Annotated in this window: 15 protein-coding genes; 8 read left to right on the top strand and 7 right to left on the bottom strand. The window is 73.3% G+C overall.

Features of this window, described 5'->3' with window-relative positions; translation table 11 throughout:
* The first annotated feature begins 13 nt into the window (after window positions 1–13).
* Both ABT345_RS04435 and ABT345_RS04430 read left to right on the top strand, forming a co-directional pair.
* Window positions 14–1,738, top strand: a complete 1,725-nt coding sequence (locus tag ABT345_RS04435; protein WP_345081743.1) for an adenine deaminase C-terminal domain-containing protein — start codon at window positions 14–16, stop codon at window positions 1,736–1,738.
* A gap of 168 nt (window positions 1,739–1,906) precedes the next feature.
* Entirely contained in the window at window positions 1,907–2,323 is a 417-nt protein-coding gene (locus tag ABT345_RS04430) for an SSI family serine proteinase inhibitor (RefSeq protein WP_345081741.1), read from the top strand.
* Window positions 2,324–2,354: 31 nt separating this feature from the next.
* On the opposite strand, the gene ABT345_RS04425 is transcribed toward ABT345_RS04430, so the two are convergent.
* From ABT345_RS04425 to ABT345_RS04405, 5 genes are all read right to left on the bottom strand, one after another.
* Window positions 2,355–2,513 (bottom strand): hypothetical protein, encoded by a 159-nt coding sequence (locus ABT345_RS04425; protein ID WP_345081738.1) that lies wholly within the window; start codon window positions 2,511–2,513, stop codon window positions 2,355–2,357.
* A 103-nt stretch (window positions 2,514–2,616) separates the two neighbouring features.
* Window positions 2,617–3,567, bottom strand: a complete 951-nt coding sequence (locus ABT345_RS04420) for a cytochrome c oxidase assembly protein (protein ID WP_345081735.1) — start codon at window positions 3,565–3,567, stop codon at window positions 2,617–2,619.
* Window positions 3,568–3,682: 115 nt separating this feature from the next.
* Entirely contained in the window at window positions 3,683–4,708 is a 1,026-nt protein-coding gene (locus ABT345_RS04415; protein WP_345081732.1) for a 6-phosphofructokinase, read from the bottom strand.
* A gap of 170 nt (window positions 4,709–4,878) precedes the next feature.
* Complete coding sequence (locus tag ABT345_RS04410) at window positions 4,879–5,607, bottom strand: type 1 glutamine amidotransferase (protein ID WP_345081729.1); 729 nt, start codon at window positions 5,605–5,607, stop codon at window positions 4,879–4,881.
* Between the two features lie 29 nt (window positions 5,608–5,636).
* Window positions 5,637–6,875 carry a MurT ligase domain-containing protein gene (locus tag ABT345_RS04405; RefSeq protein ID WP_345081726.1) on the bottom strand — a complete coding sequence of 413 codons (1,239 nt, stop codon included), beginning with the start codon at window positions 6,873–6,875 and terminating at the stop codon, window positions 5,637–5,639.
* A 188-nt stretch (window positions 6,876–7,063) separates the two neighbouring features.
* On the opposite strand from ABT345_RS04405, the gene def reads away from it, so the two are divergent.
* Window positions 7,064–7,621 (top strand): peptide deformylase, encoded by a 558-nt coding sequence (gene def, locus ABT345_RS04400; RefSeq protein ID WP_345081723.1) that lies wholly within the window; start codon window positions 7,064–7,066, stop codon window positions 7,619–7,621.
* A gap of 38 nt (window positions 7,622–7,659) precedes the next feature.
* Here def and ABT345_RS04395 read toward each other — a convergent pair whose 3' ends face one another.
* Window positions 7,660–8,304 carry a TetR/AcrR family transcriptional regulator gene (locus ABT345_RS04395; RefSeq protein ID WP_345081719.1) on the bottom strand — a complete coding sequence of 215 codons (645 nt, stop codon included), beginning with the start codon at window positions 8,302–8,304 and terminating at the stop codon, window positions 7,660–7,662.
* A 162-nt stretch (window positions 8,305–8,466) separates the two neighbouring features.
* Here ABT345_RS04395 and ABT345_RS04390 point away from each other — a divergent pair, with 162 nt between their 5' ends.
* On the top strand, window positions 8,467–9,696 hold the full coding sequence (locus ABT345_RS04390) for an acyl-CoA dehydrogenase family protein (RefSeq protein WP_345081716.1): 1,230 nt from the start codon (window positions 8,467–8,469) through the stop codon (window positions 9,694–9,696).
* A gap of 106 nt (window positions 9,697–9,802) precedes the next feature.
* On the opposite strand, the gene ABT345_RS04385 is transcribed toward ABT345_RS04390, so the two are convergent.
* Window positions 9,803–10,573: an alpha/beta fold hydrolase gene (locus ABT345_RS04385; protein WP_345081713.1), complete on the bottom strand. Its 771-nt coding sequence runs from the start codon at window positions 10,571–10,573 to the stop codon at window positions 9,803–9,805.
* Between the two features lie 326 nt (window positions 10,574–10,899).
* Here ABT345_RS04385 and gcl point away from each other — a divergent pair, with 326 nt between their 5' ends.
* The 4 genes from gcl to ABT345_RS04365 all read left to right on the top strand — a co-directional run bounded on the left by gcl (window position 10,900) and on the right by ABT345_RS04365 (window position 14,789).
* On the top strand, window positions 10,900–12,681 hold the full coding sequence (gcl, locus tag ABT345_RS04380) for a glyoxylate carboligase (protein ID WP_345081710.1): 1,782 nt from the start codon (window positions 10,900–10,902) through the stop codon (window positions 12,679–12,681).
* A gap of 389 nt (window positions 12,682–13,070) precedes the next feature.
* Window positions 13,071–13,298 (top strand): hypothetical protein, encoded by a 228-nt coding sequence (locus ABT345_RS04375; RefSeq protein ID WP_345081708.1) that lies wholly within the window; start codon window positions 13,071–13,073, stop codon window positions 13,296–13,298.
* A gap of 177 nt (window positions 13,299–13,475) precedes the next feature.
* The gene (locus ABT345_RS04370) at window positions 13,476–13,985 is read left to right on the top strand and encodes a methylated-DNA--[protein]-cysteine S-methyltransferase (RefSeq protein WP_345081705.1); all 510 of its coding nucleotides are present in this window, start codon (window positions 13,476–13,478) and stop codon (window positions 13,983–13,985) included.
* 66 nt (window positions 13,986–14,051) lie between these two features.
* The gene (locus tag ABT345_RS04365; protein WP_345081702.1) at window positions 14,052–14,789 is read left to right on the top strand and encodes a 2OG-Fe(II) oxygenase; all 738 of its coding nucleotides are present in this window, start codon (window positions 14,052–14,054) and stop codon (window positions 14,787–14,789) included.
* The last annotated feature ends 605 nt before the right edge of the window (window positions 14,790–15,394 follow it).

Here is a 15,394-nt window from a genome sequence, read left to right as displayed (position 1 = left end):
AGGAGATACGCCCATGACCTCCCCCCGCCCGCACGACCTGAGGATCAGCGGCGGCCAGGTGGTGTCCAGCTTCACCGGCGAACGGTTCGCCGCCGACGTCCTGGTACGCGACGACCTGATCAGCGGCGTCCTGCCGCCCGGCACCCCCGCCGACGCCCGGGAACACCTGGACGCCACCGGTCTGCTGATCGCGCCCGGCTTCGTCGACGCGCACATGCACATCGAGAGCTCGTTCCTCACCCCGCAGACCTTCGCCGCCCTCACCCTGGCCCGCGGCACCACCACCGTCCTCGCCGACCCGCACGAGATCGTCAACGTGGCCGGCGCCGCCGCCATGCGCTGGATGATCGACGCGGGCGCCGCCACCGCCCAGACCCAGCTGTGGGGCGTCCCCTCCTGCGTCCCCGCCCTGGAGGGCCTGGAGCACGCCGGGGCGAGCCTCACCGCCGACGACATCGACGAGATGCTCGGCTGGCCCGGCGTCATCGCCCTCGGCGAGGTCATGGACTACCGCGCCGTCGTCGGCGGCGACCCCCGGATGCGCGACGTGGTCGGCGCCGCCCGCCGCCGCGGCATGATCCTCGACGGCCACTGCCCCAACCTCAGCGGCGCCGACCTCAGCGCCTACCTCGCCACCGGCGTCGACTCCGACCACACCAAGAACCGCACCGAGGTCGTCCTGGAGAAGGCCCGCCTGGGCATGCTGATGATGCTCCAGGAGAAGTGCCTGCTCCCCGAGGTCGCCCAGGCGCTCCTCGCGCTCCCGCAGCTCCCGCCGTTCTGCCTGGTCACCGACGACCTCGCGGCCGACCACATCCTCACCCACGGCCACCTCGACCACATCGCCCGCACCGCCGTCCGCGCCGGGCTCCCCGCCGAGGCGGTGCTGCGCGCCCTGACCTGGAACCCGGCCCAGCGGCTGCGCCTGTACGACAGGGGAGTGGTCGCCCCGGGCAAGCGCGCCGACCTCGTCCTCCTCCGCGGCGAGCTGGCCGCCTTCGACCCGGCACTGGTCCTGGCCGGCGGCCGCGTCGTGGCCCGTGACGCCGTCGCCGTCCCCGAGGCGGCCGCCCCCACCGCCACCACCGCCGGCCCCGGCGCCCTCACCGGCACCGTCCACGTCGAACCGCAGACCGCCGACGGCTTCCGCTGGCACACCGACCTCCCCGACGGCGTCCACCGCTTCCGCGCGCTGCGCCTCAACCCCCGCGACACCTACACCGAGGAAGACGCGCTCGACCTGCCGGTCCGCGACGGCGAGGTGGCGTGGGAGGGCCGCGCCACCGTCGTGCGGGTCCGCAACCGGTACGGGCGCGCCGGATGCGTCTTCGCGCCGCTGCTGGGCCGCACCCTCGCCGACGGCGCGCTGGCCACCACGTACGCCCACGACAGCCACAACCTCGTCACCATCGGCACCTCACGCGCCGCGATGGCCGCCGCCGCGCAGGACGTGGTCGCCGCCGGCGGCGGGGTGGCCGTCGCGCTCGGCGGCACGGTGGCGGCGAGCCTGCCGCTGCCGGTCGGCGGCGTGATGTCGCCCGCACCCGCGGAGGAGACGGTCCGCCGCTCCCGGGCGGTCCGCGCCGCCCTCGACGCCTGGGGCTGGGACCACCTCAACCCCTTCATGAGCGTCTCCACGCTCACGCTCGCCGTCTCCCCGAGCCTGAAGATCACCGACCGGTCGCTGGTGGACGTGGTCCGCCGCACGCCCGTCGGACCGCTCGCCGACGGCGCCTGACGGGCCCCGCGCACCCGGGCGCCGTCCGGGCGACCGCACGGCGAGCCCGCTTGCCGCCCGGCCCCGCGCGCGGTGCGCTGAGGCGGTCACGGGCGCGCCCGCCCGGCCACCACGGCCGGTCGGGCGCGCCGGTGCCGCCCACCCCCACGAGCGCCCAGGAGACGCCCCATGCCCGTCAGCCGACGCCGCCGAGCGGCCCGCGCCACCGCGGTCACCGCCGCCGCCCTCGTCACCGCGGTGGCCGTCGCCCCCGCCCGCCCCGCCGAAGCCGCCGAACCCCAGGAGGACCGGGGCCTCTTCCTCACCGTCTCGGACACCGCGCACACCTGGATCCGCGGCGTCCTGCTGCGCTGCCCCGACGGCCGCGACCACCATCCGCAGCACGACGCCGCCTGCTCCGAACTGACCTGGGCCCGCGGCGACCTCGACGCCCTGCGCGGCCGGCCGCACGCCTGCACCAAGCAGTACGACCCGGTGACGGTCTCCGCCGAGGGCGTCTGGCGGGGCGCGCGCATCGACTGGGAGCGCACCTTCGCCAACGCCTGCACCATGGACGCCGCCACCGGGCCGCTGTTCCGCTTCTGAGCCGCTCGCGCTCCGCCGGAGCCCGGCGGGCTCACCGCCGGCCGGTCACCACCATCGCCGCCGTCGCCAGCGCCACCACCAGCCATGTGAGCCACACCCACGGACTGCCGCCCAGCGCCACGCTGTACGCGGTCGCCACCACCAGCCCGGCCACCGTGAGCCCGGTCATCGTCCTCGTGGATCCGCTCATCGGCGTACCTCCTCAACGGGGGCCGCGGGCACAACGACGGCGGGCCGCGGCCCGGGACCCATCGTCCCCGGCCGCGGCCCGCGCCGCCATCCGTCCGCCCGCGTCAGCGCCCGCGCGCGTTCAGCGACGCCAGATACGCGTTGTAGTCCGCCAGGTCCTGATCGCCGTTGCGCTCCGCCGCCCGGTCCGCCCGCTGCGACTGCCGCTCCTCGGACTTGTACCACTGGTAGACCAGCGCGATCAGCACCACCACCGACGGGATCTCGCTGAACGCCCACGCGATGCCGCCGGCCGCCATCTGGTCGGAGAGCGCATCGATGCCCAGCGAGGCCGGCGGGTGCAGATAGGTGCCGACCATCGGCTCGGTGCCCATCATCAGCGCGATGCCGAAGAACGCGTGGAAGGGCATGCCCGCGAACAGCTCCAGCATCCGCATCACGTAGCCGGGCCGGTGCGGCCCCGGGTCCACGCCCATGATCGGCCAGAAGAACGCCAGGCCCACCGCCAGGAAGTGCACCATCATCGCGATGTGCCCCACCCGCGACCCCATCAGGAAGTCGAAGAGCGGCGAGAAGTACAGCGCGTAGAGGCTCGCGATGAACAGCGGGATGGTGAACGCCGGGTGCGAGATGATCCGCACGTACCGGCTGTGCAGGAACGCCACCAGCAGCTCCCGCGGGCCCTTGCGGCCCCGTCCGGCGGCCGGGAGCGCGCGCAGCGTCAGCGTCACCGGCGCCCCGAGCAGCAGCAGGATCGGCGACAGCATGGAGATCACCATGTGCTGCACCATGTGCACGCTGAACATGACCATGCCGTAGTCGTTGAGCTTGGTGCACATCACCAGCGCGACGGTCAGCACGCCGATCACCCAGGCGACCGTCCGCCCCACCGGCCAGGCGTCCCCGCGCCGCCGCAGCCGCGCCACCGCCCAGCCGTACAGCACCAGCGCCAGCAGGGAGCCCACGAGAAAGAACGGATCACCGCCGAACTCCATCCCCCGCCCCAGCGTGAACGGCGGCAGATCCATCGTCATGCCGTGCCCGCTGTGATCCATCCGCTCGCTCCTGGTTCGTACCGATACTCCGGCGACCAGACTAGAACCGCCCCCGGCGCCTGCCTCGGCCGGGGGCGGTTCACACGGCGCGCCTACCCGCGGGCGCGGCCGCCGGTCACAGCACGCACTCGGCCTCGGCGTAGCGATCGCCCGGCACCGTCTTCAGCGTCTCGACCGCCTCCGCCAGCGGCACCAGCGTGATGTCCGTCCCGCGCAGCGCCGTCATCATCCCGAACTCCCCGCGGTGCACCGCCTCCACCGCGTGCCAGCCGAAGCGGGTCGCCAGCACCCGGTCGTACGCGGTCGGCGTCCCGCCGCGCTGCACATGGCCGAGGATCACCGGGCGGGCCTCCTTGCCGAGCCGGTGCTCCAGCTCGCGGGCCAGCTGCCGCGCCACCCCGGCGAACCGCTCGTGCCCGTACATGTCGGTGTCGCCGACCTCGAACCGCATCGACCCCTCACGCGGCTTCGCGCCCTCGGCCGCCACCACGATCGCGAACTTCTTGCCCGCCGCGAACCGCTCCCCGACGCGCTCCGCCAGCTCCTCGATGTCGAACGGCCGCTCCGGCACCACGATCGCGTGCGCGCCCGCGGCCATGCCCGAGTGCAGCGCGATCCAGCCGGTGTGCCGCCCCATCACCTCGACGATCAGCACCCGCTGATGCGACTCGGCGGTCGTCTTCAGCCGGTCCAGCGCCTCCGTCGCCACCCCCACCGCGGTGTCGAAGCCGAACGTCACATCGGTGACCGCGATGTCGTTGTCGATGGTCTTCGGTACGCCGACGATCGGCAGCCCGGCGTCCGACAGCAGCCGCGCCGCCTTCAGCGTGCCCTCGCCGCCGATCGGGATGATCGCGTCCAGACCCAGGTCGGCGACGTGCCCGCGGGCCCGCTCGACGCCGTCGCGCAGCTGCGCCGGCTGCACCCGGGACGAGCCGAGGATGGTGCCGCCCAGCGCCAGGATGCCGCCCACGGCATCCAGATCGAGCTTGCGGTAATCGCACTCCAGCAGGCCCTTCCAGCCGTCGTGGAAGCCGATGACCTCGTCGCCGTGGTCGGCCGTGGCGCGATGGACGACGGAGCGGATGACGGCGTTCAGACCGGGGCAGTCGCCGCCGGAGGTGAGTACACCAATACGCATGCCGGAAACCCTCTGCAAGGTAGAGCGGGGAGGCCCGGACCCCGTCGTCCGGTGGGATGGCGCTCACCCTACAAGCGCGGAGCCCGAACGCACACGTACGCCCGCAGTGCGGGACTGCGGGCGTACGGGATGGGGCGTGGCCGCGCGGGAGGTGCCCGGCGCGGCGGCCGTCAGGCGGTCGCGGTGGCGGCGGCGATCCGCTCCTGACGCAGCGCCTCGTACCACCGGTCGTCGGCCGGCGGCAGGGCGTTGACGTCCAGGGCCAGCTTCAGCAGCAGGTCCGCGATGTGCGGGTTGCGCGCCATCACCGGGCCGTGCATGTAGGTGCCGAAGACGGTGTCCTGCCAGGCGCCCTCGAAGCCGTCGCCGACGCCGTTGCCGTTGCCGAAGCGGACCTTCGCGAACGGGCGGGCCGTCGGCCCCAGGTGCGTGACGCCCTGGTGGTTCTCGAAGCCGGTCAGCGGCGGGAGGTTGAGCTGCGGGTCGATGTCGGCGAGGACGTCACCGACGCACCGCTCCGCCTCGCCGCGGGTGCTCACCACGTCGAGGAGGCCCAGGCCCTGCTGCTGCTTGTCCTGGTCGTTGATGAACTCGTGACCGAGGATCTGGTACCCGGCGCACACCGAGAAGACGATCGCGCCGTTGGAGACGGCGCGGTTCAGCCCGCCGTCGCGCAGCAGCCGCTCGGCCGCCAGCCGCTGCGGCCGGTCCTCGCCGCCGCCGATCAGGTAGATGTCACCGGAGGTGGGGATCGGCTGGTCGGACCGTACGTCGAGGCGCTGCACGTCCAGGCCGCGCTGCCGGGCCCGGCGCTCCACGACCAGCGCGTTGCCCTGGTCGCCGTAGGTGCTCAGCAGGTCCGGGTAGACCCACACCAGCCGCAGGCTGTTGTCGCTCATTCTCGCTCGTCCTTGTCGTTCCATCGCCATCAGTTGCCCACGCGCCGACGCAGGTCCTGGAAGGCCGTGTAGTTGGCGATGACCTCGATGCGGCCGGGCGGCGCCATCTGCACCGCCTGGTCGAGGCTGTCGCAGACCTCGAAGTCGAGCCCCGCGACCTCCAGGCGGACCGCGAGGTCCAGCTTCCGGTCGCCCAGCACGAACAGCGGGTGCCCGGCGAGACGGGTGTAGTCGACGTCCCACAGCCAGGAGGTGTCGGTGCCGTCCGCGCCCCGGGCGTTGACGGACATGATCACCGGGGTGGGCGGCGGGTCGATCAGCGAGAACGTCTCCAGCCAGCCGGCCGGGTTCTTCGCCAGCAGCAGCCGCAGCTCCCGCTCCATGAACGACACCACGTCGTAGCGGCCGGCGACCGCCTGCACGCTGTACATCCGCTCCAGCGCCACCTGCGGGGGCACGCCGAAGGCGGCGGCCACCGCGGCGGACGTCGTCGCGTTCGCCTTGTTGGCCCGGCCGGGCAGCTGCAGCTTGATCGGCCAGGCGCTGCCGTGCGGGTCGAGGACGTAGTCGCCCGACAGGGCCCAGCTCGGCGTGGGGCGGCGGAAGCCGCACTCACCGCAGAACCAGTCGTCGTCCGGGCGCTGCATCACACCGCCGCACGACGGGCACGACCAGGCGTCGTCCTTCCACTCCTGGCCGGCCGCGACCCACACCACGTTCGCCGACGAGGACGCCGCCCACACGATGAGCGGGTCGTCGGCGTTGGCGATGATCAGCGCCTTGGAGCCGGAGAGGCCCTCGCGCCAGTGCTCGGCCAGCATCCGGGTCTCCGCCGCGCGGTCGAGCTGGTCGCGCGAGAGGTTCAGCAGCGCTATGGCCTTGGGTGTGACGTCCCGCGCGACACCGGCGAGGTACTTCTCGTCGACCTCGATCACGCCGAACTTGGCGTCCGAGCCGCCCGCCAGCGCGGAGGTGATCCCCGCCGGCATGTTGGCGCCCAGCGCGTTCGAGACCACCGGGCCACCGGCCCGCAGCGCCTCGGCGATCAGCCGGGTCGTGGTCGTCTTGCCGTTCGTCGCGGACACGAGCACGACATCCAGATGACGTGCCAGCCGGGCCAGCAGGTCGGGGTCGAGCTTGAGTGCCACCCGGCCGCCGATCACCGATCCGCTGCCGCGGCCCGCCGCGCGCGATACCGCCGCCGCGGCTCTGCCCGCCGTCACGGCCAGCTTGGCCCGCGGCGACAGCGGCTCCGTGTTGCCTGCCATCGTCCTTGATCCTCCTTGCATCCGGCGCCCGCCTGCCCTCCGGGCTGCCGGTGGAACGCCTCCTCCGCGGCCCAGGACCCGTCCGGAGGCTTCGGTCGGGGATCAGCCTATCGAGATCCGGGCCTGTGCCCGAACCCCGCCACCCCTGAGAGGTCATCCGGTCCCCGGGGGACCGTACGCTGGTCCCCATGCCGCCTCGCACCATTCCCGGCCGTACCGGGCAACCGCGCCCCCTCCGACTGCTGGGCGATCCGGTCCTTTCGGCCCCCTGCCGGGAGGTCACGTCGTTCGACGGCGAGCTGTCCCGGCTGATCGAGGACATGTTCGCGACGATGTACGCGGCGCGCGGCGTGGGCCTGGCCGCCAACCAGATCGGCGTCCCGCTGCGGGTGTTCGTCTACGACTGCCCCGACGACGAGGACCGCCGCCACCTCGGCCACCTCGTCAACCCGCAGCCGGCCGGCACGGACGGGCCGGTCGTGCGCGGCCCCGAGGGCTGCCTCTCGCTGCCCGGCATCGAGGCCGGCACCCCGCGCCACGACGAGGCCGTGGTGGAGGGCTTCGACCGGACCGGCGCACCGCTGCGGGTCGAGGGCACCGGCTTCTTCGCGCGCTGCCTCCAGCACGAGTGCGACCACCTGGAGGGCGGCCTCTACGTGGACCGGCTCACCGGGCTGCGCCGCCGCCGCGCGCTGCGCGCCGCGGCCCGCGCCCCGTGGGCGAAGGAGACGGCGGGCGCCCGCTGACGCCGGGCGCCGCGGGCCGCTCCCGCGACGCCTGCGGCTCAGAACCCGGGACCGTCCGGCCGGTCCTCGATCGCGGCCAGCTGGCCCCACAGCAGATCCGTCAGATGGGTCACCAACTGCTGCCGTGAGCAGGGGCGTTCGCGCAGCCACCAGTCGCCGGCGGCGTGCATCATGCCGACGATGCCGTGGCCCCAGACGCGCGCCTTCTCCTCGCCCGCCGGGCCGAGGGCGAGGCGTTCGCTGATCACCTCCGCCAGCTCCTCGCCGAGGCGGCGCAGCAGCGGGGCGGAGTGCCGTCCGACGTCGAACCCGGACTCGGCGGGCGTCGCCTCGTCGGCCGGGTGCATCAGGAAGCGGTAGACCTGCGGCCGGGTCTCGATGGCGAGGAGATAGGTGTCGAGGGTGGCCTCGACCCGCTCGCGGCGCGGCACGGGGGAGGCCAGCGCCGCCCGCAGCCCGGCCAGCAGTCCGTCGGTGTGGCGGACCGCGAGGGCGCGGTAGAGGCCGCCCTTGTCGCCGAAGTGGCGGTAGAGGATCGGTTTGGTGATCCCGGCCTCGGCGGCGATGGCGTTCATCGACGCCTCCGGGCCGTCGCGCAGGACGATCCGCTCGGCCGCCTCCAGCAGCTCACGCCGCCGGTCCGCGGTCGTCTGCCGCCTGCCGTCCCGCTCGGTGCTCTCCATGGTCCAGCTCCCCGCCCTTGTGAATCCGTGGTGCTCGCGCAACGTAACACCCGTGCCGCGCGGTGCCTGCCGCCAGCGGGGGAGTTGACACGCCTACTCACGAGTAACAGACTCCTGTTACCGTAAGTAACGCCTGATGTGGCGCGTACCGCTGGAGGGGACATGGCCGAGTTCATCATGGAGCTGAACGACGAGCAGAAGGAGGTCCGGGACTGGATCCACGGCTTCGCCGCGGATGTCATGCGTCCCGCGGCCGCCGAGTGGGACGAGCGCGAGGAGACGCCCTGGCCGGTCATCCAGGAGGCCGCCAAGATCGGCATCTACTCGCTCGACTTCTACGCCCAGCAGTACTTCGACCCCACCGGCCTCGGCATCCCCATGGCGATGGAGGAGCTTTTCTGGGGCGACGCGGGCATCGCCCTGTCGATCGTCGGCACCGGCCTCGCCGCCGTCGGCGTCCTCGCCAACGGCACCGAGGAGCAGATCGGCACCTGGATACCCCAGATGTACGGCACCCCCGACGACGTCAAGGTCGCCGCCTTCTGCTCCTCCGAGCCGGACGCCGGCTCGGACGTCGCCTCCATGCGCACCCGCGCCGTCTACGACGAGGCCGCGGACGAATGGGTCCTCAACGGCACCAAGACCTGGGCGACCAACGGCGGCATCGCCAATGTCCACGTCGTTGTCGCGGTCGTCGACGCGGAGCTGGGCTCCAAGGGCCACGCCTCCTTCATCGTGCCGCCGAACACGCCCGGCCTGTCCCAGGGGCAGAAGTTCCAGAAGCACGGCATCCGCGCCTCGCACACCGCCGAGGTCGTCCTGGAGGACGTCCGCATCCCCGGCAGCTGCCTGCTGGGCGGCAAGCAGAAGCTGGACGAGCGCCTGGCCCGCGCCCGCGAGCGCGCGAAGGCGGGCGGCGGTGAGCGCGTCAAGAACGCCGCGATGGCCACCTTCGAGGCGTCCCGCCCGGCCGTCGGCGCGATGGCCGTCGGCACCGCCCGCGCCGCGTACGAGGAGGCCCTGGAGTACGCGAAGACCCGCGAGCAGTTCGGCCGCCCGATCATCGACAACCAGGGCGTCGCCTTCCAGCTGGCCGACATGCGCACCTCGATCGACGCGGCCCGGCTGCTGGTGTGGCGGGCCTCCTGGATGGCGGTCAACGGCAAGCCGTTCACGGCCGCCGAGGGCTCGCAGTCGAAGCTGTTCGCGAGCGAGACCGCCAAGAAGGTCACCGCCCAGGCCGTCCAGATCCTCGGCGGCAACGGCTTCACCCGGGAGTACCCGGTCGAGCGGATGCACCGCGACGCCGCGATCTACACGATCTTCGAGGGCACCAGCGAGATCCAGCGCCTGGTGATCGCCCGGACCCTCTCCGGGATGCCGATCCGCTGAACCCGTACGGGGCGCGCCGCCACGGCCGCGCGCCCCGTACGGCTTCGACCGCCGGCGCCCCCGACAGCCGCGGGGGGACCGGCGGTTTTCCGTGTGCCGGGGCGGGCTACGCCAGCGCCGCGGCCGTCGCCCGGGCGAACTCCTCCGGGGCGTCCAGCATCATGTTGTGCCCGCAGCCGGGCAGGCCCACCACCGCGACACCCGCCGCGGTCAGCCCGTCCGCACCGGGGAAGGGCCCGTCGTCGGCCGGGTACAGGAACGTCCGGGGGACCGGCAGACCGCACAGCACCTCCCGGACTGACGGCGTCGTCCCGCGGACCAGGTCGACCGCGCTGCGGTGCACCGCATCCCGCCCGGCCAGCCGCATCGTGGCCCACCACTCGCTGCCCGTCGCGGCGGCGGTCTCCGCGTCGCCGGTCCGGAACTCCTCCGCCGTCCGCGCCGCGATCCCGCGGCTGCCGCCCGCGCCCCGCTCCGGCTCCAGCGCGTCGAGATTGGCGTCGACCAGCACCAGCCGCGACACCAGCCGCGGATGCCGCGCCGCCAGCAGCACGGCGACCGTGCCGCCCATGCTGTGCGCCACCACCTGCGCGCCCGACACCCCGGCCGCCTCCAGCGCCGCCGCCACCGCGTCGGCGTGCGCCTCCATCGTGTACGGGAACGCCGCCGGCCGGTCGCTGATGCCGAAGCCGAGCAGATCCAGCAGGAGCGCCCGGGGCCCGGCGAGCAGGGGGTGGGCCGCGGTGGCGCTCCAGTAGACGGGCGAGGAGGCGCCGAGCCCGTGCAGATAGACGCGGGCCGGCCGCCCGGTCCCGTCGCCTGGGTGCTCGATCCAGCGGATGCGGTCACCTGCGGGGGTCACGGCGGCGTGGCGCACGGGCGGTACTCCTGATCTCGACGGGGTCCGGGCGCGGCGCCCGGCGGCCGTCTGGCGGCCGGACGTGACGGTACCGGCCGCCGGGGGCAGGTCCGGAGTGGGGCGGCCCGATGCACCAACTCTCATATAAAAAGCGGGAGTTGGCGTGTCCGTAGCGACCCGGACGGGCGCCGCCGTACCTCCGCCGCCACCGGATCTCTTGACGGGCCCCGCACCGCGCTCTACTTTCCTTCCATAAAGCAAAACATGAATTCCATGATGCGGAATTGATCGGGTTCGGTCTCTCGCCGGACCACGCCCCTGACAGGCCGACGCAGGAGTACGCGATGCCTCGAATGACAGCCGCCCGCGCCGCGGTGGAGATCCTCAAGCGGGAGGGCATCTCCCACGCCTTCGGAGTCCCGGGCGCGGCGATCAACCCCTTCTACGCGGCGCTCAAGGCCGCGGGCGGGATCGACCACACGCTCGCCCGCCACGTCGAGGGCGCCTCCCACATGGCCGAGGGGTACACCCGCACCCACCCCGGCAACATCGGCGTCTGCATCGGCACCTCGGGCCCGGCCGGCACCGACATGATCACCGGCCTGTACTCCGCGACCGGCGACTCCATCCCGATCCTCTGCATCACCGGCCAGGCACCGGTCGCGGTGATGCAGAAGGAGGACTTCCAGGCCGTCGACATCGCCGCCATCGCCGGGCCCGTCACCAAGGCGGCGACCACCGTCACCGAGGCGGCACAGGTCCCCGGCGTCTTCCAGCAGGCGTTCCACCTGATGCGCTCCGGACGCCCCGGCCCGGTCCTCATCGACCTGCCGATCGACGTCCAGATGACGGAGATCGACTTCGACCCGGAGACCTACGAGCCGCTGCCCGCCTTCAAGCCCGCCGCCACCCGCGCCCAGATCGAGAAGGCCCTCGCCCTCCTCAACGCGGCCGAGCGCCCGCTGATCGTCGCCGGCGGCGGCATCATCAACGCCGACGCCTGCGAGCTGCTGGTCGAGTTCGCCGAGCTGACCGGCGTCCCGGTCGTCCCCACCCTGATGGGCTGGGGCATCCTCCCCGACGACCACGAGCTGAACGCCGGCATGGTGGGCCTGCAGACCTCCCACCGCTACGGCAACGCCACCCTCCTCGCCTCCGACTTCGTCCTCGGCATCGGCAACCGCTGGGCCAACCGCCACACCGGCAAGCTCGATGTCTACACCGAGGGCCGCACCTTCGTGCACGTCGACATCGAGCCCACCCAGATCGGCAAGATCTTCGCCCCGGACTACGGCATCGCCTCCGACGCCAGGGCGGCGCTGGAGCTGTTCGTCGAGGTCGCCAGGGAGCAGCAGGCCGCGGGCGCACTGCCCGATCGCGGTGCGTGGGCCGCCGCCACCCAGGAGCGCCGCGCGCGGCTCCAGCGGCGTACCCACTTCGACAACGTCCCGATCAAGCCGCAGCGCGTCTACCAGGAGATGAACAAGGCGTTCGGGCCCGACACCCGCTACGTCACCACCATCGGCCTCTCGCAGATCGCCGGCGCGCAGCTGCTGCACGTCTACAAGCCGCGCCACTGGATCAACTGCGGCCAGGCCGGACCGCTCGGCTGGACCATCCCCGCCGCCCTCGGCGTGGCCACCGCCGACCCGGACACCCCGGTGGTCGCGCTCTCCGGCGACTACGACTTCCAGTTCATGATCGAGGAACTGGCGGTCGGCGCCCAGCACCGCATCCCGTACGTCCACGTCCTGGTGAACAACGCCTACCTGGGGCTGATCCGCCAGGCGCAGCGCAACTTCGACATCGACTTCCAGGTCAACCTGGAGTTCGAGAACATCAACACCCCCGAGCTGGGCGTCTACGGCGTCGACCACGTCAAGGTCGCCGAGGGGCTGGGCTGCAAGGCGATCCGGGTGACCGAGCCCGAGCAGCTGCTGCCCGCGTTCGAGGAGGCGAAGAAGCTCGCCGCCGAGCACCGCGTCCCGGTGGTCGTCGAGGCGATCCTGGAGCGGATCACCAACATCTCGATGGCCGGTGCCGAGATCGACAAGGTCAACGAGTGGGAGGAGCTGGCGACCGAGCCCGGCCACGCGCCTACGGCGATCCAGCCGCTGAAGGTCTGACCTGAGTCTCCGCCCCGGCGGGGAGCGACCCGGAAGAGGCCCGGACGGGGGTCTTGGCAGGGTGGTCCCGCCGGGGCGGGCGCGTGGCCACCGTCACCGGGGCGGGGCGGAACACCGCTCCCCGGTTCGCTGTTCTCCTGAGTGCGGGTGCCGGAGGAACAGTGTCCCCGGGCCTAACCCTCCGCCTGTGGGGATGATCGTTCGGCTGAAGCCCCACAGTGCCTTTCGCCGAGGGGCGACCGCCTCCGGGCCCGCACCTCAGCCGCCCCGGCCGGATCCCCCCCCCCGACCGGCCGGGGCTTGTCCGTACGGGCCGCCCGGCGCGCCGGACGGGACGCCGCGGACCGGGCCGACATGCGAGGCCGCGGACCCCGTCGCAGGCTGGAGGCATGACAGAGCACCCGCCCGTCATCGTGCATCCGCCGTCGTCCTCCGGTGGGCGCCGCGTCACCGTGCACGGCCAGATCGTGGGTCTGGCCCACGGCCGCGGCGATGTGGCCGAGTTCCTGCGCCGGGCCGGACTCTGCGAACCGGCCGAGGACATCACGCTCGACGACCCCCGCCTCGTCGAATGGCGCGGCGGCGGCCTGGACGACTGGCCGATGCCACCGGCCTGACCGGCGCCCCGGGCACCGGCGGCGGCCGTGTGCCCGAGGCCGCCGGGCGTCCGTCCGCGTCCGCGAGGCCGCTCCGCCCCCACCGGAGCGCCGTGTCCGATTTCCGCCAGCGAGAGCCCCGGCCGTACCGCACAGTGGAGCGTGTACGGCCGAGAATCTTAAGGAACGGACAGCCTCATGACCCACTACGCCACGTACGACAGCCCGCTGGGCGAGATCCTCCTGGTGGGCGAGGTGTCGGCGACGGCCGTCGGCGGCACCGCGCTGACCGCCCTGTCCCTGCCCGGCCAGAAGGGCGGCGCCTCCGTCCAGGACGGCTGGACCCACGACCCGGCGGCCTTCACCGAGGTCATCCGCCAGCTCCGCGCCTACTTCGACGGCGAGCTCACCGACTTCACCCTCGAAATCGCCACCCCGGGCACGGAGTTCCGCGAGCGCGTCTGGAAGGCCCTCGAAGCCATCCCGTACGGCACCACCACCAGCTACGGCAAGCTGACCGCCGAGATCGGCGCCGCCCCCGGAGCCGTCCGCGCCCTGGGGACCGCCATCGGCGCCAACCCGGTGCTCATCGTCCGGCCCTGCCACCGCGTGATCGGCGCCGACGGCTCCCTCTCCGGGTACGCGGCCGGACCCGAGCGCAAGGAGCAGCTGCTCCGCCTGGAGAACGCCCTGCCCCGCACCGCGTGACCCCCGGCGCCCCGGTCGCGACCGGGGCGCGCCACGGCCCCCGACCCGCCCGCACCGGAGCCCCGCATGTCCACGACCACCCTCCGCCACCCCGACCGCTCCGGCCTCGCGGCCCGCGTCGCCGCCACGGACCCGCAGGCCCTGGCCGCGGAGCTCGACACCCTGGGCTGCGCGATGACGCCGCCGCTGCTCACCCCCGCGGAGTGCCGCGACCTCATCGCCCTGTATGACCGGACCGACCTCTTCCGCTCCACCGTGGACATGGCCCGCCACCGCTTCGGGTCCGGTCAGTACCGCTACTTCGCGTACCCGCTGCCCGAGCCGGTCCGCCAACTGCGTGCCGCGCTCTACCCGTTGCTGCTGCCCGTCGCCCGCGACTGGGCAGACCGGCTCGGCCGTCCCGCGCCCTGGCCCGACACCCTGGACGCCTGGCTGGAGCAGTGCCACGCCGCAGGTCAGGATCGGTCCTCCCAGATCCTGCTGCGCTACGGCCCCGGCGACTGGAACGCCCTCCACCGCGACCTCTTCGGAGACATGGTCTTCCCGCTCCAGGTCGTCATCGGCCTCGACGTCCCCGGCGACGACTACACCGGAGGCGAATTCCTCCTCGTCGAGCAGCGTCCGCGCGCCCAGTCCCGCGGCACCACAACCGTGCTGGAACAGGGCCGCGGCCTCGTCTTCACCACCCGCGACCGCCCGGTGCGCTCCGCCCGCGGCTGGTCGGCGGGGCAGATCCGGCACGGCGTCAGCACGGTCCGCTCCGGCAGCCGCCACTGCCTCGGGATCGTCTTCCACGACGCCTGAGCTGCGGGATACGGGAGGGGGCGGGAAAGGGCCGGGTGGCGAACCCGGCCCTTTCTTTGCGTGTTGAGCACTTCGGCGCCGCTCGCGGTCAACCCGTTGTCAGTGGTGTGCTGTTGACTGGGAACCGTGGCCGGATAGACCGCGGCCGCCGCGGCCCGGACGCCGTCCGGCCGCCCGCGGTCCGGGGCCGCATCCGGGCGAGCCGCCGGCCGCCCGGCCGGATCAGCAGCGAAAACGACAACGGGGGAGGGCCGATGACGGAGCGACACCTGACGGCGGGCAGGGGAGTGACCCAGATCACCCGCATCTCGCGGCATGGACGAGATCGCGCCGGAATACGGCCACCGCATACAACGTTCGGTATGCACGTACCTGGCCCGCCACGCGGCACCCCGACACCCTGACCTCGCCCCACCGAAGCCACCGCCGCGCCAACACCCTTTCTCCACCCTGACGTTGACCGCCCCGCGCGGCCATCGACCGTCACCCCGACACCGGCGCACACCGCCGTGCCCGGGCCGCCCGGCCCGAGGCCCCGCCGCGCGCCGGGACCCGTGCGGACACCGTCGCGCCCACCGGATGCGGCCGCGTACGGGACGACCGCT

The organism is Streptomyces sp. NPDC000404 (genome assembly GCF_040300365.1).
GTDB classification, from domain to species: domain Bacteria; phylum Actinomycetota; class Actinomycetes; order Streptomycetales; family Streptomycetaceae; genus Streptomyces; species Streptomyces ramulosus.
Note: the sequence above shows the minus strand (reverse complement) of the source record. Positions and strands in the feature narration are given on the sequence as shown.